The 24323-nt window shown below is 38.9% G+C and carries 23 protein-coding genes and 1 pseudogene; 5 read left to right on the forward strand and 19 right to left on the reverse strand.

Annotated features, from left to right (window positions below; translation table 11 throughout):
- Positions 1–99: 99 nt before the first annotated feature.
- Positions 100–1038, forward strand: coding sequence for a DHH family phosphoesterase (locus SanJ4206_RS06530; RefSeq protein WP_003030008.1), 939 nt, complete (start codon positions 100–102; stop codon positions 1036–1038).
- 103 nt (positions 1039–1141) lie between these two features.
- Entirely contained in the window at positions 1142–1387 is a 246-nt protein-coding gene (locus SanJ4206_RS06535) for a type B 50S ribosomal protein L31 (RefSeq protein WP_003041527.1), read from the forward strand.
- A gap of 132 nt (positions 1388–1519) precedes the next feature.
- On the opposite strand, the gene SanJ4206_RS06540 is transcribed toward SanJ4206_RS06535, so the two are convergent.
- From SanJ4206_RS06540 to SanJ4206_RS06605, 13 genes and pseudogenes are all read right to left on the reverse strand, one after another.
- A complete protein-coding gene (locus SanJ4206_RS06540) occupies positions 1520–1810 on the reverse strand; it encodes an AraC family ligand binding domain-containing protein (protein WP_003030010.1) in 291 nt (96 codons plus the stop codon).
- A gap of 25 nt (positions 1811–1835) precedes the next feature.
- The gene (ldcB, locus tag SanJ4206_RS06545) at positions 1836–2534 is read right to left on the reverse strand and encodes an LD-carboxypeptidase LdcB/DacB (protein ID WP_003041563.1); all 699 of its coding nucleotides are present in this window, start codon (positions 2532–2534) and stop codon (positions 1836–1838) included.
- 105 nt (positions 2535–2639) lie between these two features.
- A pseudogene (locus tag SanJ4206_RS06550) lies at positions 2640–3606 on the reverse strand (zinc-binding dehydrogenase).
- Between the two features lie 11 nt (positions 3607–3617).
- Complete coding sequence (locus tag SanJ4206_RS06560) at positions 3618–4337, reverse strand: ATP-binding cassette domain-containing protein (RefSeq protein ID WP_003030014.1); 720 nt, start codon at positions 4335–4337, stop codon at positions 3618–3620.
- Complete coding sequence (locus tag SanJ4206_RS06565; RefSeq protein WP_003030015.1) at positions 4334–5866, reverse strand: ABC transporter permease/substrate-binding protein; 1533 nt, start codon at positions 5864–5866, stop codon at positions 4334–4336. The genes SanJ4206_RS06560 and SanJ4206_RS06565 overlap by 4 nt, the downstream gene beginning before the upstream one ends.
- Complete coding sequence (locus SanJ4206_RS06570) at positions 5863–6315, reverse strand: MarR family transcriptional regulator (RefSeq protein WP_003030016.1); 453 nt, start codon at positions 6313–6315, stop codon at positions 5863–5865. Before SanJ4206_RS06570 ends, SanJ4206_RS06565 begins: the two co-directional genes overlap by 4 nt.
- 241 nt (positions 6316–6556) lie before the next feature.
- Positions 6557–7138: a uracil-DNA glycosylase family protein gene (locus SanJ4206_RS06575; RefSeq protein ID WP_003030018.1), complete on the reverse strand. Its 582-nt coding sequence runs from the start codon at positions 7136–7138 to the stop codon at positions 6557–6559.
- A 9-nt stretch (positions 7139–7147) separates the two neighbouring features.
- Positions 7148–8005, reverse strand: a complete 858-nt coding sequence (locus SanJ4206_RS06580; protein ID WP_003030019.1) for an SDR family oxidoreductase — start codon at positions 8003–8005, stop codon at positions 7148–7150.
- Positions 8006–8060: 55 nt separating this feature from the next.
- A complete protein-coding gene (gene pepV / locus SanJ4206_RS06585) occupies positions 8061–9461 on the reverse strand; it encodes a dipeptidase PepV (RefSeq protein WP_022525039.1) in 1401 nt (466 codons plus the stop codon).
- A 19-nt stretch (positions 9462–9480) separates the two neighbouring features.
- Entirely contained in the window at positions 9481–10086 is a 606-nt protein-coding gene (locus SanJ4206_RS06590; protein WP_157622078.1) for a nitroreductase family protein, read from the reverse strand.
- A 106-nt stretch (positions 10087–10192) separates the two neighbouring features.
- The gene (gene uvrC / locus SanJ4206_RS06595; protein ID WP_022525040.1) at positions 10193–11992 is read right to left on the reverse strand and encodes an excinuclease ABC subunit UvrC; all 1800 of its coding nucleotides are present in this window, start codon (positions 11990–11992) and stop codon (positions 10193–10195) included.
- Positions 11993–12143: 151 nt separating this feature from the next.
- Positions 12144–13877 carry a phosphoenolpyruvate--protein phosphotransferase gene (ptsP, locus tag SanJ4206_RS06600; protein ID WP_003030024.1) on the reverse strand — a complete coding sequence of 578 codons (1734 nt, stop codon included), beginning with the start codon at positions 13875–13877 and terminating at the stop codon, positions 12144–12146.
- A gap of 1 nt (position 13878) precedes the next feature.
- A complete protein-coding gene (locus tag SanJ4206_RS06605) occupies positions 13879–14142 on the reverse strand; it encodes a phosphocarrier protein HPr (protein WP_003023815.1) in 264 nt (87 codons plus the stop codon).
- Positions 14143–14539: 397 nt separating this feature from the next.
- On the opposite strand from SanJ4206_RS06605, the gene nrdH reads away from it, so the two are divergent.
- The 3 genes from nrdH to nrdF all read left to right on the forward strand — a co-directional run bounded on the left by nrdH (position 14540) and on the right by nrdF (position 18249).
- The gene (gene nrdH / locus SanJ4206_RS06610; RefSeq protein ID WP_003023812.1) at positions 14540–14758 is read left to right on the forward strand and encodes a glutaredoxin-like protein NrdH; all 219 of its coding nucleotides are present in this window, start codon (positions 14540–14542) and stop codon (positions 14756–14758) included.
- A gap of 255 nt (positions 14759–15013) precedes the next feature.
- Positions 15014–17173 (forward strand): class 1b ribonucleoside-diphosphate reductase subunit alpha, encoded by a 2160-nt coding sequence (gene nrdE / locus SanJ4206_RS06615; protein WP_003030025.1) that lies wholly within the window; start codon positions 15014–15016, stop codon positions 17171–17173.
- A gap of 116 nt (positions 17174–17289) precedes the next feature.
- Positions 17290–18249, forward strand: a complete 960-nt coding sequence (gene nrdF / locus SanJ4206_RS06620; RefSeq protein WP_003030026.1) for a class 1b ribonucleoside-diphosphate reductase subunit beta — start codon at positions 17290–17292, stop codon at positions 18247–18249.
- 114 nt (positions 18250–18363) lie between these two features.
- Here the strand turns inward: nrdF and SanJ4206_RS06625 are convergent, their stop codons facing one another.
- From SanJ4206_RS06625 to SanJ4206_RS06650, 6 genes are all read right to left on the reverse strand, one after another.
- Positions 18364–19065: a CPBP family intramembrane glutamic endopeptidase gene (locus tag SanJ4206_RS06625; RefSeq protein WP_003030027.1), complete on the reverse strand. Its 702-nt coding sequence runs from the start codon at positions 19063–19065 to the stop codon at positions 18364–18366.
- A gap of 323 nt (positions 19066–19388) precedes the next feature.
- Positions 19389–20090, reverse strand: a complete 702-nt coding sequence (locus tag SanJ4206_RS06630) for a DUF3169 family protein (protein ID WP_003030028.1) — start codon at positions 20088–20090, stop codon at positions 19389–19391.
- Positions 20080–20307 (reverse strand): helix-turn-helix transcriptional regulator, encoded by a 228-nt coding sequence (locus SanJ4206_RS06635; protein WP_022525041.1) that lies wholly within the window; start codon positions 20305–20307, stop codon positions 20080–20082. The genes SanJ4206_RS06630 and SanJ4206_RS06635 overlap by 11 nt, the downstream gene beginning before the upstream one ends.
- A 188-nt stretch (positions 20308–20495) precedes the next feature.
- Complete coding sequence (locus SanJ4206_RS06640; protein ID WP_003030031.1) at positions 20496–22583, reverse strand: C69 family dipeptidase; 2088 nt, start codon at positions 22581–22583, stop codon at positions 20496–20498.
- A 192-nt stretch (positions 22584–22775) separates the two neighbouring features.
- Entirely contained in the window at positions 22776–23417 is a 642-nt protein-coding gene (locus SanJ4206_RS06645; protein ID WP_003030032.1) for a DJ-1/PfpI family protein, read from the reverse strand.
- A 47-nt stretch (positions 23418–23464) separates the two neighbouring features.
- Positions 23465–24205, reverse strand: coding sequence for a lysophospholipid acyltransferase family protein (locus SanJ4206_RS06650; protein WP_037582753.1), 741 nt, complete (start codon positions 24203–24205; stop codon positions 23465–23467).
- Positions 24206–24323: the final 118 nt, after the last annotated feature.

Consider the following 24323-nt stretch of genomic DNA (forward strand, 5'->3'; position numbering starts at 1 on the left):
TGCACTTCAAATCTCTTAAAGTTCCCTACTTTTCCCTTTTACTTTTTAAAATAATCATCTTATGATACAATGAATAAAAGGTAGAGCGGAGGTTATAACATGGACATTTTTAAGCAAATTTTACATAAAATTAAAGAATACGATACGATTATCATTCATCGTCACATGCGACCTGATCCTGATGCCTTAGGAAGTCAAGTCGGTTTGAAAAAATTACTTCAAGTCAATTTCCCTGAGAAAAAGATTAAAGTAGCAGGAAAGACTGAACCTACTCTTGCTTGGCTGGCTAAAATGGATGATGTTTCAGACGATGATTACAAACATGCTTTAGTTATTGTTTGTGATACGGCAAATACTGCTCGGATTGATGATGAACGGTACAACAAAGGGGATTTTCTCATCAAAATTGATCATCATCCAAATGATGACATTTACGGGGACATTTCTTTGGTGGATACTAGCTCTAGTAGTGCTAGTGAGTTAATTGCTCTCTTTGCATTGGAAAATAAACTGAAACTAGATGATTATTCTGCTAAATTGCTTTATGCTGGAATTGTCGGTGATACAGGACGTTTCCTATATCCTGCCACAACTGCCCGCACAATGGCTGTCGCCAGTAAACTTCGCGAGTATCCCTTTGATTTTGCTGCTTTGGCTCGAAAAATGGACTCTTTCAGCTATCAAATCGCTAAACTTCTAGGCTATGTTTATGACCATTTAGAAGTCGATGAAAATGGTGCAGCTCGTGTCATTTTAACTCAGGAACTTCTCAAAGCCAATCATTTAACAGATGCTGATACTTCTGCTATCGTTTCAGCTCCAGGGCGTATTGACAGCGTTGAATTATGGGGAATTTTTGTTGAGCAAGAAAATGGAAATTACCGCGTTCGGCTAAGGAGTAAATTTATCCCGATTAATGAAGTAGCTAAAAAACACGACGGAGGCGGTCATCCTCTTGCCAGTGGTGCCAATGCTTACTCCAAAGAAGAAATCGAAGAAGTTTATCAAGAATTGAAAGAATTGGCAAAAAGGAAATAATTTGGTAGAAAAGACTTGTCAAATCCGCTAGAATTTGGTAAACTATCAAAGTAACGAATCTATGGCTCGCAGAGAGACCATGGCAGAAAGGAAATTTTTAAAAATGAGAAAAGATATTCATCCTGAATACCGTCCTGTTGTCTTTATGGATACTTCAACTGGCTACAAATTCCTTAGTGGTTCTACTAAGTATTCTAGCGAAACTATTGAATGGGAAGATGGAAACACTTATCCTTTGATCCGTGTGGAAATTTCATCAGACTCACATCCATTCTACACTGGACGTCAAAAATTCACTCAAGCAGATGGACGTGTGGATCGTTTCAACAAAAAATACGGTCTCAAATAAAGATCATATTTACATTACAAAGAATGTTGATAATAAGCCTTTTCCAATTTTGGGAAAGGGTTTTTTTTATATAATCAAAAAAACTTGGAATCTACGACAGTATGACTTCCAAGTTTTTACCTTTTTTCACATTCAGTATTTTAATTGTTGAATAACCAATACATGGCTATCTTTTACACCATATAAACTATGAAGTTCATTTGGTTCCATGGTTAAAAAACTTCCGGGAACAAGTTGAACTGTTTGACCAGATGATGTAAAATCAACCTTTCCTTCTAGACAGACAACAGTCACCAAAGCATCAGCCTTATGTTCAGGAATTATTTTTCCTTCTCCTAAGTGAAGGTGACGGATGATGCGGCTAGTTTCTTCAACAGGTGTTTCCACGACATCAATAGTAGGGTTCATTGTGTAAATTTTCATGTGTATTGTCTCCTTGTGTTCAACTTTAATCCTTATAATCTCCCCCGGAAAAGCCGAAATACTCTTCTAAAGATAGTCCTGAATCCGCAATCTCTTTTGCTTCTTTCCCAACATAACGAAGATGCCATTGCTCTGGCATATATCCAGTTTTGTCTTCTTTACCATTTAGATAGCGCACGACAAATCCATACTCAGCTGCATGTTTCAAAAGCCACTGGCTCGCCTTTGCTTCTGTTACTAGATTTCCGTCTGTACCAATCAAGTCAAATGCCAAGCCCGTTTGGTGTTCGCTATAACCAGGTCGGGCAGAATAACGATCTGCTGCTTCTTTCCCGTCTTGATTGACATAATTTTGATAAAGAGTAACCTGCGTTTGATAACTACGGAAACCGCTATATTGATGACTGATAGGATAGCCTTCGCGCTGCATAGTAGCAATCAACTCCAGCAATTTTGCTTTAGCAGTAGGATTTTCACCGGGATTGTAATCTGAAGATAATGGATAATGTTTATTTGCGATGACAATTTCATCGTATTTTCCTTTTACACTATAGTAAGAACCATTATAATGAACTTTTGCTTTTTTCTTTACTTGCTCAGAGGACGCAACTTTTGCAGACGTTGCTTTTCCTTCTTGTTTCGTTTCCACATTCGTTTTCTTTTCCCCACAAGCTGTCAAAAGAAACAAACTCGCTACTAATAAAATCCCAATCCTTTTTTTCATCTGTATCGCCTCATTTATAGAATTTTCTAATTTTCATTATAGGCGTAGATATACTGTATGTCAATTCAAAAAAGCATGCATTTGCACACTTTTCATTTTTTCTAGTTAATCATTTAAGACGACCACTTTCCCAAATCCCGCTTGACTTTCGATATAAGAATGGGCTGCTGGGATTTGCTCTAACGAAAAGATTCGTTGAGAAGATACATTTTTCTGGTAAGCATCAATATAGCTAAAAAGTTCATCAATAAGCTGCTGGCTCACATTGCCTGAATGAAAACTCGTCAAAAAACTATTATTTTTTATTTCTACGATTGGGTCAAACTCCTCTACATACCATTTGCCACCTAATTGACCAGTGTTACAGATAATTCCTGCACTTTGAATATGGTCAAATGAATTTTTTAGAGTAGCCGGACCGACTAATTCAAGGATTTTATCAAACTTTTCCTCAGTTTGCAAAACTCCTTTTTCATCTAAAATAATTTCATCAAAACCTCGATATTGAAGCAAATCTTTTTTAGCGAGAGAACGAACTGCGCCAACTACACGATTCTGTGGGAATTGCGCCTTTACCAATTTTAAGAAAGCTAATCCAACACCACTTGTCGCAGCTCGGACTAAGATTGAATCTCCTTCTTTTATCTGCAGATTTTTGAAGGAGCCAAAAGCGGTATAATAGGTCTCTGGTACTGCTGCTAACTCAGACCAAGGTAATTGGCTATCTACGGGATAAATCTGCTCATTTGGAAGTAGAGCATATTCAGCATAAGAACCGTCAAGGGCACGTCCCATTTCACCCCATGATAGAGACAATTTTTTATCCAATTTGTAAATCTCTCCTTGTCGTTTCAACCACTTGTCCTACACACTCAATCCCCAAAATTCGAGGAAATTGAACATCTGGAGATAGACCTTTCCGAGTGAAAATTTCTGAATGATTGATCCCAAAACCTTTAATCTTGACTAGAGTCCAGCCTTCTTTTACATTCGGGAATTCTCATTCTTCTAGAACAAATTTTTCTGGACCACCAGGCTCATAAATCACCATGGATTTCATTTTTTGATTCATAGAACTTCTCTTTAGCTTGCTAATTCTAGTAGTTTTCGTACAAAGTCATTTGCAGGCTGCATTTTTATTTCCTGTGGCGTGCCATATTGCTGGATTTCTCCCTTATCTAAAACGAGGATTTTCGTGCCTAGTTTCAAGGCTTCTGTTATATCGTGTGTGATAAACACAACTGTAATGCCGGTTTCTTCATGCAGTGATTTTAATTCACGCTGTAACTGATAGCGCGTAATAGCATCCACTGCTCCAAAAGGCTCATCCATTAGCAAAATATCAGGCGTCGCAGCGAGTGCACGGGCAATCCCCACTCGTTGCGCCTGTCCGCCCGAAAGAGCTGCTGGATAGCGATTTTTTAGCTGAGTATCCAAACCAAGCATGGCTAACTTTTCATCTACAACTTTCTCTATTTCCACTTGATTTTTCTTTTGCAAATTCAAGACATAAGCGATATTCTCAGCAACTGTCAAATGCGGAAAAAGCCCATTTCCTTGAATCGAATAACCGATGTTTCGTCGCAATTCAATCAAATCCGTGTCCTGCACATCTTGACCATTGATAAGGATTTGCCCTTGATTCGGCTTGACCAAACCATTTATCATCTTTAACAATGTCGTTTTGCCTGAGCCAGAAGTCCCCACAACTGTCAGAAAAGTGCCGTCTTCAATCTTTAGATTTAGATTTTTGATAATGTCTTGATTTCCATAAGATTTGCTAATTTCTTTGTATTCAATCATTTTTTCAAAATTCCTTTCTCTACAAGATAGTCATGAGCGACTTTAGCCGGCTCTTCTTTGTCATTTTCTACTTTGTGGTTTAGTTCTGCCATTTTACTATCTGTTAAAATACCATCTAATTTTGCCAATGCTTTTTTCAATTGTTGGTATTTTTTTAGAGTAGCTTCTCGAACAACTGTCCCTGCCTGATAAGAAGGATAGATTTTTTTATCATCTTTCAAAACCACTAGATTGGCACCATAAAGCTGTCCATCTGTGGTAAAAATATCAATCGCATCAACTTTTCCAGATTTAATAGCCTGATATTTCAGTCCGCTATCCATATCCACTTGAGATTTGAACTTCATACCATAGGTAGATTGTAAACGTGCAAAACCGTCTTCACGACCAAAGAAATCATACTCTGCACCAAAAGTTAAATTAGGACTAACTTTAGCAAGATCGCTAAAGGTTTTAATATTGTATTTTTCTGCTACATCCTTGCGAACGGCTAAGCCATATGTGTTATTAAAGCCAAATGTATTTACCCATGCAAGTTGATATTTCTTGCGGTATTGACTTTCAAGCGTCTTAAATTGACTTTCATCATAAGAACCTGACTTTTTGAGAATAACTTCCCAGATCGTACCGGTGTATTCGGCATAAATATCAAATTCACCTTTAACCATCGCTGGATGGATATTGGCAGTCCCACCACCGACACCTTTAGTCATTTTGACCTTCAGATTGGTGTATTCTTCAATGACTTGTTTTTGCATTTCTCCTAAGATATAGTTTTCTGTCTGTGGCTTGGTCGCAATCTTGACCGTTCCACCCATTGGATTCATTTGCAAAAATGCGATGATTCCTGCCATCAAAAGAACTATAGAGCTGAAAACAGCTAACCATTTTTTAGATACTTTTTTATGACGTAAGATTGATTTTTCAACCAAAGAAAGGAGAAAATCAAAGACCAATGCCAACAAAGCTACTAAAATACTTCCGACCAAGGTCAAGGTTTGATTATTAGTGGTAATCCCACGGTAGATTGCAACCCCCAGACCGCCAGCACCGACGAAAGAGGCAATCCCAGCTAGCGCAATGGTCATCGTCACCATATTGCGAAAACCAGACATCATGACCGGAAAGGCAAGTGGCAACTGAACCTTGGTTAAAATCTGCTTGCGAGTAGAACCCATTCCTTCTGCTGCTTCAACGAGAAGCGGATCAACACCTGTAATACCTGTATAAGTGCTCCGTACCATAGGTAAAAGTGCATACAAGGTTAAAGCTACAATTGCTGTTTTGTTACCAATTCCTGTAATTGAAATCAAAATCCCTAAAAGGGCAATAGAGGGAATTGTATAAAGAATATTCACTATTCCGATAACGACACCAGCCCAGCTTTTTTTGAAACTGATGAAAATTCCAAGTCCAACTCCCAAAATTAAAGCAAGTAAGATAGACAAGCCCGATATCCAGACATGATCCCACACCATACTAAATAGAAACTGCCATTGATTGGTCACTAATTTAATGAACTCGTTCATGCTTTATCCTTTCTTGGCTTGGTTAAATTTGCCACGATACGCTCCAAATAAGTCTCAAATTCATCAATTTCTAGGTCAGAAAATCCGCTGTAAAAGATTTCAATTATTTCCTTAGAAATCGCATTATACTCATCTTGCAGACCTTTGGCATAGCCCGTCAAACAAATCATCTTTTTTCGCTTATCTTTTTCATGATAGCACCGCTCCACAAGGTTCATGCTAATCATTCGGTCAATCATTTTCGTAAGAGTATTCAACGTCAAGCCAGTCTTCTCCGATAATTCGGTTTGACTCTGATAATCTTTTTGCCAAAGCGCATGTAAAATGCGTCCTTGCTCTCCATTAAAGGCTTGAATTCCTCGTTCTAACAAAATGTGGTTCATCAGTCGATTGGACAAACGATGAATTTTCCCGATGTAAAACCCACCATTGATTACTTTTTTACTCATTTTCCTTCTTTCTAAAATATACGATATAGAAGTTTACGTTTATTCTACTGTATAGAACATTTTTTGTCAAAGATTTTGTTTAAAAAAAGAAGCTGGGGCAAAAGTGCCTAGCTTCTATTATTTATGCGTTATGCTTGCAAAGCGCAGCGGTTTGGAGAAATTCATTAGGCGCTTCCGTACTAATGAACCACTGTGGAGCAACAAAATCAAAAACTTTTAAATGATTAACTTTTGTTCCACACTATGAAATAATCTTTTGTACCCGTTCCCTTAAATCAGGAATTACGGTTTCTGCAAACCAAGGATTCTTAGCCATCCAAATTTGATTTCGTGGTGAGGGGTGGACAAGCGGGAAAAATTCTGGCAAGTAGTCTTGATAATGTTTTACCGTATCAGTTAGTTTTACAGTTCCTTTTTGATGAAGATAATATTTCTGAGCATATTGACCAATAAGAATCGTCAATTCAAGATCTGGCAGCAATTCTAAAATCGGCTGATGCCATTTTTCAGCAAAGCCCTTGCGAGGCGGTAAATCGCCTGATTTTCCATGACCTGGGAAATAAAAGTCCATTGGAATCGCAGCAAAATAACCTGAATGATAAAAAGTATCATAATCGACACCCATCCATTCACGTAAGCGATCTCCACTCTTATCATTCCAGTACAAGCGTGTTTCCTGCGCTTTGATGCCCGGCGCTTGACCGACAATGTTAATACGTGCCGTTTTAGGCGCTGCAAAAAGTGGCTCAATTCCTCGCTCGGTATATGCTTGATTTTGTGAATCAGCCATAATAGCTTTCTTAATATCTTCTAGCGTTTCCATTTCTTGCCTCTATTTTTGATAATTTTTCATCATGTAGCTTTTCAAATCAGTTGCTTGCCGTCCTGTGATTGTCCGAAAATCATCTGTCACAATGTCCAAACAGCCTCGGCTTCCAGCTTGGTAAAGAGAAGCCAGCACAACACCGAAACCTTTTGGTTGGTCATAAAGGACAGCAAATTCCTCAACTGTCACCGGCTGGTAGCTAATCTCGTGACCAGAAACCTCGGACAAAAGATTAGCCAGCTCCAACATTGTGTAATTGCGTTCTTGAGTCAAAACATACGTCTTTCCCTGTAGGACAGGCGACATAGCCAGTTTGACGATAGCTTCTGCACTATCTTCTCGCGAAATAAAGCTCATTTTGGCATTTTCCATTGGATAGATGACCGCCTTGCGCTCTATTAACTCAGGTAAATAGGGTACCAATGGATCAGCATACATAGCATTTTTGATAATGCTGTAAGAAAATCCAGCTGATGCTAGACGAGTATTGGCATAAGCAAAGAAAGCCGCCATGTGAAAAGGGCTATTAACTTGATCGGCGAAAAATCCAACAAAGATAAAGTGCTTAACTCCAGTTCTTTCTGCCGCAATAACTGAATTTTCAAACTCGGGTACACGCACAATGCTTGGATGAGAAATACTTGGAATGTAAATCAAAACATCCGTTCCACGCCAAGCCTCGACCATAGAATCTACATCTAAATAATCAGCTGCTCTGACATCAATCCCTGCTGCTACATATTGACTCGCTTTTTGGGGACTCCGAACAGATAACCGAATTTCATTAGTGTCTAACTGTTTCTGTGCTTCAGCAACGACCTTTTGCCCCAATTGACCTGTCGCACTTGTAATTGTATAAATCATAATGGTCCTCTTTCTTTGAAAGAAACTCAACTATTTCTAGCTGAGTTTACGTCCTTTATTTAATCAATTCATAGATTGCCTCAGCATAAATAGCTGCTGCACGAAAAAGATCTTCTACATCTATAAATTCATTTGCTTGGTGCATGGTATCTGTATAGCCTGGGAACATAGCACCATAAGCAACACCGCGTTTCAAGAGACGACCAAACGTTCCTCCACCAATGATTTGCTCATAACCTTTCAGACCTGTTTGTTTTTCATACACGTCCAAAAGCGTTGTCACAAGTGGATCTTCCATTGGAACATAGTGAGGAACATGCTCGTGCTCGGACAATGTCACTTTCTCTACAGGCAAGTTTTCCAATTTAGATTTGATTACTTCTGGATTGGTTCCTAGTGGATAGCGGAAATTAAGGGCAATGGTGTTGTCATCACTTGCCTCATCAAAGCGGAAGACTCCTGCATTCATAGAAAGAGCACCCATTTTTTCATCTACATAATCTACTTTCAGAGCTTTTCCTGCATGGTCTTCTAAAAGAATGTTCCCAGCCACTTCAAGATAATCCTTAGCAGAACCTGCAAAGTCAAACTGGGTCAAGAATTTCGCCAAATAAGTCGCGCCATTGACACCAGATTGTGGAGAAGCTCCGTGGGCGGATTTCCCAACAATCGTAACTGTTATTTGTCCACTCGGTAATTCTTGGTATTCAAATCGAAGTTCGTGTTCCTTTGCAAATTCATCCAATTTATCTACAAGATTTGGCACATTTCCTGATACCACTGCTGTTGCAGATTCAGGAACCATATTTTCACGAAGTCCGCCAGTAAAGCTATGCAAGCGCGCAGCTCCGCTATTTTCCCCTGCAAAATGAAGATATTCGGTGATATTTCCTTTTTCACCATTGATAATTGGAAATTCTGCGTCTGGTGAAAAGCCAAAATCGGGCTCTGGCAGACCAACATGCTTGAAATAATAGTCCATATCAGCCCAGCCGGATTCTTCATCTGTACCAACTACAAAACGAACCTTCTTAGATGTCGGCAAACCTAATTCTTTGATAATCTTCAGTCCATAATAGCAAGCCATCGTCGGTCCTTTGTCATCGCTCGCACCACGCGCAAATAATTTACCGTCCTTGATAGTTGGCGTATAGGGATCCGTATCCCAGCCGCTTCCAGCCGGCACAACATCCATGTGCGCAAAAATTCCAAGCACTTCTTTTCCTTCGCCATATTCAAACTGCCCTGCATAATTGTCCACATTCTTCGTTGGATAGCCATCACGCGCAGCTAGTTCTAAGAATTTTTCCAAAGCCTTAACAGGTCCAGGCCCAAAAGGATGTTCTTTATCTGCTTTCATGTCATCTCGCTCGGAGTTAATTTCCAAAAGGCTAAACAAGTCAGCCAGCAGAGCATCGCGACGTTTCTCAACTTCTGCTTTAAAATCAATCGTCATAAAATCAGATTCCTTTCTATCAACGTTTTTCAATAATCTCGTCCACTGGCAAACGATAGCTTGGCTCCAGTTTGTCATCTGTATAACCAACGGTAATTAAAAGTTCTGGACGGAAGCGTTCGTCAATATCTAGCACTTGATTAGCTTTTGACTTATCAAATCCAAGGATAATATTGGAACCAATTCCTTGGTCGGTCAAAGCCAAAACAAGATTCATTGCCACCAAACCAGCATTTAAAGCCAAATAATCGCTTTTTTGCTGCTCAGAATAATGACTATACTCAACCGGTAAATTTTGCATATAATATTGCAACAATTCGTCGGACATATTATTGACCCCAGCTACACGAGCAATTTTCCGAGCTCGTTTAACTAAGTCTGTATCTGTAAAAAGAGCAATCGTCACAGGTGCTTCTGTGATTTGGTCTTTGTTTGCACCGAAAGCAATCTCAGCCAATTCTGCATTTTTCTCACGCACAACTACAAATTTCCAAGGCTGGCTATTGTGAGCACTTGGCGCTAAAGTTGCAATTTCAATCGCCGTCCGCACATCTTTCGGATCAACTGCTTTATCATTGAAATGCTTCGTTGCATGAAGCTTTTTATTTAATTCAAGAAATTTCATAGGGACTTTCCTTTTCTTATTATACTAATTTCATTTTACCATAAATTGGAAGAGCTTGCAGAGGTTTTTCACGAGAAATAGTCTGATGAACTTGCTTCCCTAAAATCTAGGAGTTGGTTATCTTTTTATCTGTAGATTTGCTCAATTTCTCCTGCACGGCCTCTGCCACTTTTCGCGGCACACCCACTTCGACAATTTCATCCACGCTGGCTTTCTTGATGTTGGTCAAGGATTTAAAATGTCGCATCAAATTTTGCTTGCGCTTGGGTCCTAGCCCCTCAATACCATCCAATTGCGAAGAAAAGGAGTTTTTTGAGCGAAGCTGGCGGTGGAAGGTAATGGCAAAGCGGTGCACCTCATCTTGAATGCGTTGCAGGAGGAAAAATTCCTGCGAATTGCGAGACAATTCGACCACTTTCAAAGGATCGCCAAAGAGCAATTCATGAGTCTGGTGCTTGTCGTTCTTTTGCAAACCAGCGATAGGAATATCTAACCCTAATTGATGTTGAATGACGTCTTTAGCAATGTTGACTTGACCCCGACCACCGTCAATGACAATAAGATCAGGCGGTATTAAACCATCGCGCATGACTCGGCTATAGCGACGCTTAATCACTTCTCGCATACTAGCATAGTCATCAGGACCGACAACTGTCTTAATCTTATACTTGCGATAATCCTTTTTGCTGGGTTTCCCATTGATAAAGACCACCATAGCTGAAACAGGACTGGTTCCCATAATATTGGAATTATCAAAGGACTCAATCCGAACTGGGGTGGGAATATTGAGCAACTGACCTAGATTTTCAATAGCTCCTTGCGTTTTTTCAACAGATTTCTCCAACAAATCAAACTTCTGCTGCAAACTAACTTGCGCATTTTTAATAGCCAAATTAACCAGCTGTTTCTTCTCTCCTCGCTGAGGTTTGAGAATCTTCGTATCTACCACAGCCTGAACAGCTACGTCATCAATATCAGATGGAATCAAAATTTCATTGGGAATCAGATGAGATTTTTCCTGATAAAATTGACCAATATAGGTCAGAAAATCCTCATCGGGATCATTGTAGTAAGGAAACATATTCACGTCTCGCTCAATGAGTTTTCCTTGACGGACAAAGAACACCTGCACACACATCCAGCCTTTGTCTACATAATAACCAAAGACATCCCGATTCTGCAAATCCTTCGCCATGACTCGTTGTTTAGTGCGAAGCGTCGCAATGCTTTGAAGCAAGTCGCGGTACTCAGCCGCTTTTTCAAACTCCATTTTATCAGCAGCACTGGTCATTTTCCTTTTCAGCTCATCAATAATCTTATCATCATGCCCTTTGAGAAAGTCTGATACTTCTTGAGCCATATCTTGAAAAAAATGTGGTTCATTATGGCAGATAGTGTGAGCTCGGCACTGCCCGATGTGGTAGTAGAAACAAACCTTCTCAGGCGGATTAGTGCATTTGCGAAAAGGGAAAATTCGATCCAGCAGGCGCTTAATTTCATTGGCAGCACCTACATCAGGATAAGGACCAAAGTAGAGACCCCCATCCTTTTTGACCTGACGCGTAATAATTAGACGCGGATATGTCTCATTGGTAATTTTGATAAAAGGGTAGGACTTATCATCCTTGAGCATGATGTTGTACTTAGGCTGATTTTCCTTGATGAGATTGATTTCAAGTAGCAAAGCTTCAATGTTAGACTCCGTGACAATAAACTCAAAATCCTCAATCTCAGATACCAGCGCTTCGGTCTTAGTATCATGGCTCCCACGAAAATAAGAGCGCACCCGATTGCGCAAATTCTTAGCCTTACCTACGTAAATAATGGTACCATTTTTATCTTTGTGAATATAGCAACCTGGACTGGTTGGCAGCAATTCTAATTTTGATTTAATCAAGTTATTCATAATTATCATTATAGCAAAAATGAGCAAAAGGAAGTAAAAAGGAACACAGAAAGCCTAAATGATTTGCAATATAAAGAAAGAGGACAACAACGCCCTCTTTCAATAACTGAGATTCCAATTGTCTTAATTGACAATGGTCTTCGTTTCGATATTATTCAAAATCAAGATATTCTTTTTCAAGTTCAAGAACTTCTTCCATCGTTGCACATTCTGTAAGAGCACGTTGAGCGAGTTCTTGCATCTTCTTCGTATCCAATTTCTTCATCAAGCTACGTGTACGAAGAACAGATGTTGCACTCATTGAGAACTCATCCAGACCGATACCAACTAGAAGCGGAACAGCAGTTTGATCGCCTGCCATTTCACCACACATACCAGCCCACTTACCTTCAGCGTGAGCAGCTTTGACCACTCGATCCACTAAGCGAAGGATAGAAGGGTTGTATGGTTGGTACAAGTAAGAAACTTGTTCATTCATACGGTCAGCAGCCATTGTGTATTGAATCAAGTCATTGGTACCAATTGAGAAGAAGTCAACTTCTTTTGCAAATTGGTCAGCAAGCATTGCTGCCGCTGGAATTTCAATCATGATACCAACTTGAATATTGTCCGCAACTGCCACACCCTCTGCAAGCAATTTAGCTTTTTCTTCTTCCAAAATGCCTTTTGCAGCACGGAATTCAGTCAACAAAGCAACCATTGGGAACATGATACGCAATTGTCCATGCACAGATGCACGCAAAAGTGCACGTAATTGTGTGCGGAACATTGCATTTCCTGTTTCAGAAATAGAAATACGAAGAGCACGGAATCCAAGGAACGGATTCATTTCTTTTGGCAAATCAAAGTAAGGAAGTTCTTTGTCTCCACCAATGTCCATTGTACGGACAACAACTGGTTTGCCATTCATCCCTTCAAGTACAGCTTTATAAGCTTCATACTGCTCATCTTCTGTTGGGAAATCTTGCGAATCCATATAAAGAAACTCAGTACGGTAAAGCCCGACAGCTTCTGCACCATTTGCATTCACACCTTCGACATCTTTAGGTGTACCGATATTTGCAGCCAGTTCAAAATGTTTTCCGTCAGCTGTTACTGTTTCAGCATCTTTCAGCAAATCCCATTCAGCTTTTTGCTTTGCATAGGCTTCACCCGCTGCTTTAAAGGTTGCAACTTGTTCTTCTGTTGGATTGATAATAACCTCACCAGTAATTCCATTCACGGCAACTATATCACCGTCTTTTACTAATTCGGTAATGTTATTTGTTCCAAGAACCGCAGCAATTTCAAGAGTACGAGCCATAATAGCTGAGTGACTTGTACGTCCACCAATATTGGTTACAAAAGCTTTAACAAAGTTTTTATCTAATTGAGCGGTATCAGAAGGAGTCAAGTCATGGGCAATCACAACTACTTCTTCATTAATCATAGCAGGGTTTGGCAAGCGTACACCAAGCAAGTGAGCCAACACACGTTTGGTCACGTCGCGAATATCTGCTGCACGTTCTTGCATGTATGGATTATCTTCCATATTTTCAAAGAGAGTGATGAACATGTCTGTTACTTCTTTCAGACCTGCTTCAGCATTCACTTTTTTTGCACGAATTGTTTCTTTAATCTGACCAATCATTTCTGGGTCAGAAAGTACCATTAAATGAGCATCAAATACTTGAGCTGCTTCTTCTCCAAGGCTTTCTACTGCTTTCTCACGGATAACAGAAAGCTCGTTCTGTGAAGCTTCAAGAGCTACATCCAAACGAGCCTCTTCTGCATTTGTATCTTCGACTGAAGCAGTCTCAAATGATAAATCCGGTTGAACGAGTAGATATGCCTTAGCAACAGCAACACCGTCAGATGCTGCAATTCCTTTTAGCATTTCTGTCATGTTAAGCCAATCCTTCTTTTGTCATTGTTTCTGCGATTGCTACAATTGCATCATCAGCGTCTGCACCTTCTGCAGTAATTGTTACATCAGCCCCTTGACCAACACCAAGGCTCATAACACCCATGATTGATTTAAGGTTTACTGATTTACCTTTGTATTCAAGAGTAATATCTGAAGCAAATTTGCTAGCAGTTTGAACTAACAAAGTTGCTGGACGTGCGTGAATACCTGTTTCTGCCACAATGTGGAAATCTTTAGAAGCCATAGTTTGACTCTCCTTTAATGTAATCTTTTTGGGGTCTCATGTGATAACCCTTACAATTCTAGATTATAACATCTTTGTAAAATTTTTTCAAGAATTTTATGTGTATTCAGCAAGTCTTTTTTATGAGAATTACTGAAATTTCATTAAAACGAGATTTTCACTATCCAATTGATTGACACATTTTTAATCCATTGTTCCCTAAGGAAAGCTTAGGCTAACGAAGCCCAAAACAGGAGTTCATTCTATCTTTTTCTTTTTCCAAGAAAACACTATATCTAGTATCATGGTATTTTAAACCCCAAAACAAAACACAATATTTAGAACATAATAGTTGACAAAATTCCCTGCTTTGGATATACTAATTCCATACTGAATTTAAAGAAATTAGGAGTTCATTATGGTAACTATTTATTCAAAAAATAATTGCGTTCAATGCAAAATGACAAAACGCTTCTTAGACACTAACCATGTAGAATATCGTGAAATCAATTTGGACGAACAGCCTGAATACATCGATCATGTGAAAAGCTTAGGCTTTAATGCTGCTCCAGTCGTTCAGACTCCAACGGAAGCATTTTCCGGTTTTCAACCAGGTAAATTGAAAAAATTATCATAATTTATGACATGTACATAATGGGAGAAATGGTTAAAACTGCGATAACTAGACAAGACCTTCTCCGTTCACTTTTTATACTCGGAAGAGTACCTTTGATGAAAACTTTGTTTTCTTCGTTCACCACCTCAACACTTTTCAAAACTGTTGAGTAACTTTGTGGGGTGAGACTACGAACTAAAATTTGCAATTTTTAGTTCTTGCCCACCCCTCTTTCTTTTGCCAAATATCAAACCTAACATTTAGAAAAGGAACACTATGGGACTCAAACAATTAGAAGATGTGACGTATTTCCGTCTCAATAATGAAATCAACCGTCCAATCAACGGACAGATTCTGCTTCACAAAGATAAGGAAGCCTTGGAAGCATTCTTTAAAGAAAATGTTGAACCAAATACAAAAAAATTCTCTTCTATCACAAAAAAAATTCACTATTTAATTCAAGAAAACTATTTAGAAAAAGAATTCATCCAGCTTTATTCACCTGAATACATCGAAGAGCTAGCCAGCTTCATTCATGAACAAGATTTTCATTTTAAATCTTTCATGGCAGCTTATAAATTCTATAATCAATATGCTCTCAAAACAAATGACGGTGAATATTACCTTGAAAGCATGGAAGACCGCGTTCTTTTCAATGCGCTCTATTTTGCCGACGGTGATGAAGCAATTGCCAAAGATATTGCCAATGAAATCATTCATCAACGGTATCAACCAGCAACTCCAAGTTTCTTGAATGCCGGACGTGCTAGGCGTGGTGAATTAGTTTCTTGTTTCTTGATTCAAGTCACTGATGATATGAATTCAATCGGTCGTTCTATCAATTCAGCTCTGCAATTATCTCGGATTGGCGGTGGCGTTGGAATTTCCCTCAGTAACCTGCGGGAAGCGGGTGCCCCTATCAAAGGTTATGAAGGGGCTGCTTCTGGTGTAGTACCAGTTATGAAGCTCTTTGAAGACAGTTTTTCGTACTCTAATCAATTAGGTCAACGTCAGGGAGCCGGTGTTGTTTATCTTAATGTCTTTCACCCAGATATTATTGCTTTTCTTTCAACTAAGAAAGAGAATGCCGATGAAAAAGTACGGGTAAAAACCCTTTCTTTAGGAGTTGTCATTCCAGATAAATTTTACGAATTAGCTCGTAAGAATGAAGAAATGTACCTTTTTAGCCCTTATTCTATTGAACGGGAATATGGCGTTCCATTTGCCTACATTGACATTACCGAAAAATATAACGAATTGGTTGCCAATCCTAAGATTAGTAAAACGAAGATTAAAGCTCGTGATTTAGAAACTGAAATTTCCAAGTTGCAGCAGGAATCTGGCTATCCTTATGTAGTTAATATCGATACTGCTAATCGTGCGAATCCAGTAGACGGCAAGATTATCATGAGCAATCTCTGCTCCGAAATCCTGCAAGTCCAAGAACCAAGTCTCTTGAATGACGCTCAAGAATTCGTTCGTTTAGGAACAGATGTTTCTTGCAATCTCGGCTCTACCAATGTGGTTAATATGATGACTTCGCCAGATTTTGGTAAGTCTATCCGTACCATGACACGTGCGCTGACATTTGTTACAGACAGTTCTCACATCAAAGCTGTTCCGACTATTGACCACGGCAACAGCTTAGCTCACACTTTTGGGCTAGGTGCTATGGGCTTGCACAGTTATCTGGCTCAACAGTTGATTGAATATGGTTCAGCTGAATCAGTTGAGTTTACCAGCATTTACTTTATGCTCATGAATTATTGGACACTTGTTGAATCCAACAATATTGCTCGTGAGCGTGGCATGACTTTCCACAACTTTGAAAAATCTGATTATGCCAACGGTACTTACTTTGACAAATACCTGACGGGTGAATTTGTACCTCAGTCTGACCGTGTCAAAGAACTCTTCACAGGCATCTTTATCCCGTCTGCAGAAGACTGGGCAGAGTTACGCGATAAGGTTAAGGCTGACGGTCTTTATCACCAAAATCGCTTAGCTGTTGCGCCGAATGGCTCTATCAGCTATATCAATGATGTCTCTGCTTCTATCCACCCAATTACACAACGCATTGAAGAACGCCAAGAAAAGAAAATCGGAAAAATCTACTACCCAGCAGCAGGACTGTCAACTGAGACGATTCCTTACTATACTAGCGCTTACGACATGGATATGCGTAAAGTCATTGACGTTTATGCAGCAGCTACTGAGCACGTAGATCAAGGGTTATCTCTGACCCTCTTTATGCGCAGCGACATTCCACAAGGACTCTACGAATGGAAAACCGAATGCAAACAAACGACACGCGACCTGTCTATCCTGCGCAACTATGCCTTTAACAAGGGCATCAAATCAATCTATTATGTCCGTACCTTTACAGATGACGGCGGCGAAGTTGGAGCCAACCAGTGTGAAAGCTGCGTGATTTAAGGAGGACTAAAATTTCTCTTGTTTATGCTAGTACAACAACCGCTATATAAGCCTTTCAGGATATTAAACTATCTGCAAACAATAAGAATCAATTGGAATAAAAGAAAGTAATCAACATGAAAATCTATTACAAAGCCATAAACTGGAATGCCATTGAAGATGTCATTGACAAGTCCACTTGGGAAAAGCTGACCGAGCAATTCTGGCTCGATACGCGAATCCCCCTCTCCAACGATTTGGATGACTGGAGAAAATTATCACCTGAAGAAAAAGACCTTGTTGGTAAGGTCTTCGGCGGATTAACATTATTGGATACGATGCAATCCCAATCAGGCGTTGAAGCTATCCGAGGGGATATTCGTACGCCTCATGAAGAGGCTGTGTTGAATAACATCCAATTCATGGAGTCTGTTCATGCCAAATCGTATTCATCTATTTTCTCAACCCTTAACACGAAATCAGAAATTGACGAAATTTTTGAATGGACGAATACAAACCCTTATTTGCAAAAGAAAGCTGAAATTATCAATGAGATTTACCTCAATGGAAATGCTCTTGAAAAGAAGGTTGCCAGTGTCTTTCTGGAAACCTTCCTCTTCTACTCTGGTTTCTTTACTCCGCTCTACTATCTTGGGAATAACAAATTAGCCAATGTCGCTGAAATCATCAAATTGATTATCCGTGATGAATCTGTCCACGGAACGTATATCGGTTATAAATTCCAATTAGGCTTTAACGAATTGCCAGAAGAAGAACAAGAAACTTTCCGAGAGTGGATGTACGACCTGCTCTACACCCTCTATGAAAACGAAGAAGGCTACACAGAAACCTTATATGACGGTGTCGGCTGGACAGAAGAAGTCAAAACTTTCCTTCGTTATAATGCTAATAAAGCTCTCATGAATCTTGGTCAAGACTCACTTTTCCCTGACACAGCTGATGACGTCAATCCGATTGTCATGAATGGTATTTCAACCGGAACTTCTAACCACGACTTCTTTTCTCAAGTCGGAAACGGTTATCTTCTTGGTGAAGTTGAAGCCATGCAAGATGATGATTACAATTACGGGTTATAAAATAACATCTGATAACACAAAAACACGAATGAAGCAAGACTAGCAAGTAGCTGAAACTAAAATCGTTCGTGTTTTTATTATATTATTGTAAATGATTGTACTATTTTTACATCGCTATCGAAACATCGCAAACAGCATAACGAGAGCTGCTGGTGTGTTGTTTAAAATATGCACAGCTATTGAATCTTTCAGATTTCCTCGACGTGCAAAGGCAGCATAAAGCACTAATCCCATGGCAAAATAAAGTGGAAACTCTGTCCATTTTGAAATATGAGGAAGTGCAAAAATGACAGATGTTATGATGGCTGCTGATATTTTTTGATCTTTCTCAAAGAAAAAGATTGTCGCAAAACCACGGAATACTAATTCTTCAATCACCGGAGCTATTATTGCAACAGTTACTACATATAACAGAGCAAAAAAGATATGATTAACAGACATAATTTTTCCTAGATTTTGTAAAGCACTATCGTTACTGGTCGTACTTTGCCCTGTTAAAAAGATGTTTAGATAAGTTCCTAAAACCGCTACTACTCTTGCCGCTAAAAAGAACAACAATGCTTTCCCAAAATCTCCCCAAGAAAATGACAGGACTTTGATATCCTCTGAGACATGTGTCTGGTATCTCCTCCATAAAGTGCGGATAGCAAAAAACATGAGCACAAGGTAGGCTAACACCAGTAAAATTTCTATATACACGGGCAAATCTTGCCCTCTAGCTAGAAACAACATAGGAATGCCATTGATAGCCATGACTAACACAATTAGTCCCAATAATTTTACAATTCCAAGTCCAATATGGGCTATTTTTTTCATTAAAATTCTCCTCGTATAACTAGTTATATTTCATAAGATTGGGACAGAACTTATCTTGAAAAATTTAAGTTCGTAGTCCCACTCCCGCAAGGTTGAAGCTGAGACAAAAGTGCTCGGCTTCCTTTGTTTATTAAAACGCAGTGGTTGAGTGGACTCTAATACGTTGATAAATCAACTCTTACAGTCCTACTCAACCGTGCGGAGGTGGGACGATGAAATCAAGTTTCTACGAAACTACTGATTTCTGTCCCACTCTCAATCACCTACCATGTCATTCACTTATCACTAAATGAGATAGAGGCAGAGATACTTTTTGACCAGCCTTATTTAAAGTATTTCTTTATCATAGAAATATTTACTACATTGATGTAGAGGTGGATAAAAACCACGATTGCAATAGGAAGGTATTGAACTTCACGTAATAGAAGCGAAATAGTGAACAGGAGGATGTAAAGCGCTGGCAAAATGAATTGATTCAATTGAAAAAGAATCTTAAAGCTCTGCTCATAATGCGCTTCTCTTTCTGCTTCATCATAGGTCTTCATCAAGGCTAAAACATCTTCGGAACATGTAACGATTGGCAATTTAAAATGGCAAACCTGCTCAATTGTCTTTTGGAGACAATATTGTCCATATAGAATAAAAGCAAGTGCTACATAAGGAAATAAACTGCCTGTAATCAAAACACTATTTTTAGTAATGAATACATTAAATGATGTTAGTATATCAAAAATCGTCAAGATTGTCACAACGTCTAATAAAATAGTACCATATTCCAGATTTTTGAACATCTTCTGATCAAGTTGTTCATTTAATTCATCTCCATTTGTTGACTGCTTTTGAATCGTTCGACTAGACTGTAGTAAATAAATCGTCATGCAGAATAAAAGCAGATTGAGCACACGAATAATCCAACCCCAAAGTATGCTATTTAAAAAGATTGGAAAATGGAAATTTCCGAGCCAACTACTTGCTACAAAAATTCCTAGCAAAACACTCACTACTAGTAAACCATTAATTTTCATCTATTTTGTCATCGCTATTCTCCTTTAGATAAAATACATTTTCTACGTTTTCACCAAAAATATGTGCAATCTTCAAGGCAATGATGATAGACGGAGCATACTCTCCCCGCTCAATCAAACTGACGGTTTGTCGAGAAACTCCTGCTTTTTTAGCCAACTCTGTTTGATTTAACCTATCTCGCGCTCTAAGTTCTTTTAATCGATTTTCCAGCTTCATATGCTCCTCTCCTTTCATCTCTATTGTAACTCATCCACGTCATTTTGACAACTATTATTGTCAAAAACAACATTATCATTGCCAATTTGATGTAGGAATTTATCCAATTCATATAAAAATCCCCCAAAGTTAGTTTGTATCCAACTTTGAGGGAATTCTTCAACATGATGTTGATTTTCTTGCTTCAACTAGTCATTATTCTTTTTTGAACGTTTTGCTAAGATGAAGATGACAACTCCTAAAATGACAATTCCTACTAAACCAAGGAAGGTTACTTTTTCACCAGTTGACGGAAGGAAGCCACGTTTATTTTGTTTTGGTGCTTCTTTGACAACTTTGTAATTTACTTTGTAAGTAGAGAAGTGTGTTGTTTTAAAGCTAATCGTTTGGTCTTTGTTAAGAACAAAATCAAATTTTTCTGCTTGTTTTCCGTCTTTCATAGCATAAACAGATTCCACCGTAGCACCTTGCTTCACTGGCACTGTCACTAATGTTGAGCTAACTTGTGATACTGTTTCGCCTTTTGGATTGGTCAAGGTAATGTCATAGCTGTCTGTGTTTTCTTCAATCGTCTTTTTAACTGCTAATTTGAGATTAGCTTTCACTAAATCTACATTTTGCAAGCGAACACCCGTGGCTGTATCCACTAAGGTATCAGAAGTTTCGCTTGGTTTAGGTTTTTCAGTATCCGATGAACTAGATGTAGACGTTTCATTTGTACTTGACGAAGATTGAGATTGAGATGTAGACGAAGTGGAAGATGACTCACTTGTACTTGAAGATGGTTCTGAGCTAGAGCTTGGTGGCGTTTGCTCATTTTTAATCTTTTCTTCCATTTCAGCTTCTAGAGCTTTCATTTCTTTAAAGACTTCCTCTGCACACGCCATACTAGACGCAGTCACTTCTTCTGACGAAGCTCCACCTGCAGCTGCGTATTGTTCATCTAATTTGGCTTGTTCTTCAATCAATCGTGCTTCCAAAGCTTTCCATTTTTCTTGAATGCTATTGCCAAATAATTTTTGATGTTTGGCTGCCATATCGTAAATGTGTGACGCAACCCAGTACCAAGAATCTTTGTCATATTTCGTTGTATCAACTTGATAAGCAGCATAAGTATTGTTGATATTTCCATAGTATGGCAAGTATGGTGCAAATCGAGGACTACCGACAGAAAGCCACATTGTGCCACCACCCATGCTAGCAGGGATATTATCTTTCAATTGGAAAATATGAGCTTCCATTACATTTGGATTGCCAAGAGGATATTTGTAGACTGGATCTACTTTTCCACGTTGAGGAATGCCTTTCCCGTCCAATTCCATTTGATCAAGGGGCTTAAATGGCGTTCCTTCAAAACGGTTCCGCTGCATCCGCATCACATCTGCAACGCTGATTTTTTTATTGCTAGATTGCAACAAATCAAAATATTTATCATCATAATTGACTGGTGCGTCTGGGTTCAAAGCCTTAATACCAGCCCAAGCCCGTGAACGATCAGCTTCTGCCATTGGCGGATTGTAAGATTGGGAAATATGGAATTTACCATCGATTTCCTTATAAGAATTAGCATCACGCGCTACTTTTTCCACATTTTCTGAAGCAATGACATTTTCCTTGTCATTAAAATCAACACTTCCTAAGAAGAAGGTATTAGGGAAAATACTGTATTTATCATCTGGATATTTAATGGCAACATATTGATGACCAGACAAGATTTCCATGTACCAGACACCTGTCTTATCTGCAATTGTCACAATGTTCCCTTCGGCAGCTCCTTGCTTTCTGACAATTTCTGCGATGAGCTCCACACCTTCACGAGCTGTTTTGACATGTGGCAAGACAACCGTTGTCATAATGGATTCTGCTAAACCTTTTTCCACATAAGGATCAACTTTCTGGATAGCTTTATTCGCCTTAGCTGATACTGTAGCAGAAATGGAAACTCCATGCTCATTGAAGCCTACTTCATCAAAAATACCTTCTTTTGGTGTAACATCCGAAACAGAAGTATATTTATAGCTATGTGCGGGTAATTGCCATTCAAAGCCATTGGCTTCATCAATCAGCTTTTCTCCCGCTTGATTGTCCTTGGCTGGATGAACTTTAAAGACTTTGTTATGATTAGGCTCCAAATCCTCTGTACGGCCATACAAAGTAGAGCCGTCTGCCGTCAAGTTCTTCCCGACAATGAAACCTGTACAGGCTTCTACTGCTTGAAAAGGAAAGAGCATAAGAGCAGATAACAGAATTGTTAAGCGAAAAATCAATTTTTTCATATATTTCTCCTTTTATGATTGCATGTTGAATACATCAACTTTTAAGAGTGAGCATCACTCTTATCACCTTTTTAAACCGTATACCTTAAATTTAGTATACTATTTTAAATCTATTTTAGCAAGCGCTTTCATGTATGTTTTGTGTGTTTAGGTTCTTTTTATCTCAAAATTCATAGTAAAAAAACCAGAAAATCATTTCTGGAATTTTTGTTCATATCGTAAAATTTCTTGCAGTATTTCTCGATAATCAGCTGTCTCTAAATAATACGTTAACTCTTCGGGAGTGTAGGAATTTTTTCTCAAAAAGAAATCGCTCGGCACTTCTAATCCTAAAGCATCCAAAACGGTCTGAGAAAATTCTACATAAGCAAACCCAATGGCTATAATAACATTCTTATCTTTTACAACAGGCTGATGGAGAAAATTTTCTTTTTCCAAAAAAGAAAAATACTCTACCAACTCCATATACAGACCACCTGTGTAATACCGGCTTCTCAACAAACCAGCTTTTCCTAAAAACATAGGCGATGAGGAAATAGCCGCTACTATCGTCCGCTTTGTGTCTACCCTCTCCAAAAAAGAGATTAGTCTGGAATCATAAAGGCTAACAAATGGCTCTAGTGTGCCTGGCAATATGATACAATCATACTTTATATTTTGTACTTCTGCAAAAGTAAAATCTGGAATAACTTGCAAACCTTCTTCACTCGTATAGACTTTCTTTTCTGAAGCAAGATAATCCAAAGATTGTCCAAAAGAAAGACAAAGTGTTGATGTCAAAGTTGTGATTTCCTGCAATGAACATGCTGGATACAACAAAACTGCTATTTTCATAGATGCTCCTTCTAGAAAAGGTGCGACATGCTTCTTTTACAAGATTTTTATTTCCTATGTTTATCAGGATCCCAAACGAAACTTGCGATGAAACTGAAAGCAAATGTTAGTAAGCCAACAACAATTGACAGTAACAGAGCGATCAAACGGAGGAGTAGCAATAATATATTTGGATTTTTTTTCACTTGAAGTGCAGCTACTTCGGCATCTAAGCGATTAAATTCTGTCTGAATACGACGGGCGACTTCTTCCACACCCTCGTCATTCATCTTTTTGATATCTGAAATATCAATAGGTTGTCCAAAATCCATGTCTACACGTTCGCCTTTTGCTAAACCTTTCAGACTCATCGGTCCTACATAAACAACTGGAAGAATGCGCACCTTTGCCATTTTAGCAATCAGTGCAACGCCACCTTTCACATCTGTCGAATGTCGGCTTCCACTTGGAAACATAATCAAAGACCGATTGCTTGATTTCAACATCTTGACGGGGTATTTAATAGCAGATGCTCCTGGATTTTCACGGTCAATTGGAAATGCGCCACACATGCGAATCCACCAGCCGAAAACGCGATTTGTGAACAGTTCTTTCTTTGCCATAAAGATAAATTGCTTGGGTCTTGTCGCAAAAGCCATGTAAACAGGATCCCACCAAGTACGGTGTGGAGCCACTAAAATATAATTTTCCTCTTGATCTGGAATGTTCTCCAAATGGTGGTAGTGAGCATTACCATTTAAAGCCCATAAAATCAACATCACCAATCTTCTTAAATATCTATAAAACATAGGCTCTCCCTTCTTATCCTTTTCATTATACCTTATCCAATGCCTACTCGCAAACTTTTTTTGCTTTAAAACTGTTACAGCTGAATGGATTCTATTAGAAATTTTACTAAAAAAATGG

Origin of the sequence: Streptococcus anginosus (assembly GCF_001697145.1) — a bacterium.
Taxonomy (GTDB): Bacteria; Bacillota; Bacilli; order Lactobacillales; family Streptococcaceae; genus Streptococcus; species Streptococcus hominis.

Excerpts from the sequence above, each read along its gene's own strand:
- SanJ4206_RS06535 (WP_003041527.1), top strand. The coding sequence starts at position 1,142 with ATGAGAAAAGATATTCATCCTGAATACCGTCCTGTTGTCTTTATGGAT.
- nrdF (WP_003030026.1), top strand. The coding sequence starts at position 17,290 with ATGAAAATCTATTACAAAGCCATAAACTGGAATGCCATTGAAGATGTC.
- ldcB (WP_003041563.1), bottom strand. The coding sequence starts at position 2,534 with ATGAAAAAAAGGATTGGGATTTTATTAGTAGCGAGTTTGTTTCTTTTG.
- ptsP (WP_003030024.1), bottom strand. The coding sequence starts at position 13,877 with ATGACAGAAATGCTAAAAGGAATTGCAGCATCTGACGGTGTTGCTGTT.
- uvrC (WP_022525040.1), bottom strand. The coding sequence starts at position 11,992 with ATGAATAACTTGATTAAATCAAAATTAGAATTGCTGCCAACCAGTCCA.
- pepV (WP_022525039.1), bottom strand. The coding sequence starts at position 9,461 with ATGACGATTGATTTTAAAGCAGAAGTTGAGAAACGTCGCGATGCTCTG.
- nrdH (WP_003023812.1), top strand. The coding sequence starts at position 14,540 with ATGGTAACTATTTATTCAAAAAATAATTGCGTTCAATGCAAAATGACA.
- SanJ4206_RS06605 (WP_003023815.1), bottom strand. The coding sequence starts at position 14,142 with ATGGCTTCTAAAGATTTCCACATTGTGGCAGAAACAGGTATTCACGCA.
- nrdE (WP_003030025.1), top strand. The coding sequence starts at position 15,014 with ATGGGACTCAAACAATTAGAAGATGTGACGTATTTCCGTCTCAATAAT.
- SanJ4206_RS06575 (WP_003030018.1), bottom strand. The coding sequence starts at position 7,138 with ATGGAAACGCTAGAAGATATTAAGAAAGCTATTATGGCTGATTCACAA.
- SanJ4206_RS06580 (WP_003030019.1), bottom strand. The coding sequence starts at position 8,005 with ATGATTTATACAATTACAAGTGCGACAGGTCAATTGGGGCAAAAGGTC.
- SanJ4206_RS06570 (WP_003030016.1), bottom strand. The coding sequence starts at position 6,315 with ATGAGTAAAAAAGTAATCAATGGTGGGTTTTACATCGGGAAAATTCAT.
- SanJ4206_RS06650 (WP_037582753.1), bottom strand. The coding sequence starts at position 24,205 with ATGTTTTATAGATATTTAAGAAGATTGGTGATGTTGATTTTATGGGCT.
- SanJ4206_RS06640 (WP_003030031.1), bottom strand. The coding sequence starts at position 22,583 with ATGAAAAAATTGATTTTTCGCTTAACAATTCTGTTATCTGCTCTTATG.
- SanJ4206_RS06565 (WP_003030015.1), bottom strand. The coding sequence starts at position 5,866 with ATGAACGAGTTCATTAAATTAGTGACCAATCAATGGCAGTTTCTATTT.
- SanJ4206_RS06635 (WP_022525041.1), bottom strand. The coding sequence starts at position 20,307 with ATGAAGCTGGAAAATCGATTAAAAGAACTTAGAGCGCGAGATAGGTTA.
- SanJ4206_RS06560 (WP_003030014.1), bottom strand. The coding sequence starts at position 4,337 with ATGATTGAATACAAAGAAATTAGCAAATCTTATGGAAATCAAGACATT.
- SanJ4206_RS06540 (WP_003030010.1), bottom strand. The coding sequence starts at position 1,810 with ATGAAAATTTACACAATGAACCCTACTATTGATGTCGTGGAAACACCT.
- SanJ4206_RS06625 (WP_003030027.1), bottom strand. The coding sequence starts at position 19,065 with ATGAAAAAAATAGCCCATATTGGACTTGGAATTGTAAAATTATTGGGA.
- SanJ4206_RS06590 (WP_157622078.1), bottom strand. The coding sequence starts at position 10,086 with ATGAAATTTCTTGAATTAAATAAAAAGCTTCATGCAACGAAGCATTTC.
- SanJ4206_RS06645 (WP_003030032.1), bottom strand. The coding sequence starts at position 23,417 with ATGAAAATAGCAGTTTTGTTGTATCCAGCATGTTCATTGCAGGAAATC.
- SanJ4206_RS06630 (WP_003030028.1), bottom strand. The coding sequence starts at position 20,090 with ATGAAAATTAATGGTTTACTAGTAGTGAGTGTTTTGCTAGGAATTTTT.
- SanJ4206_RS06530 (WP_003030008.1), top strand. The coding sequence starts at position 100 with ATGGACATTTTTAAGCAAATTTTACATAAAATTAAAGAATACGATACG.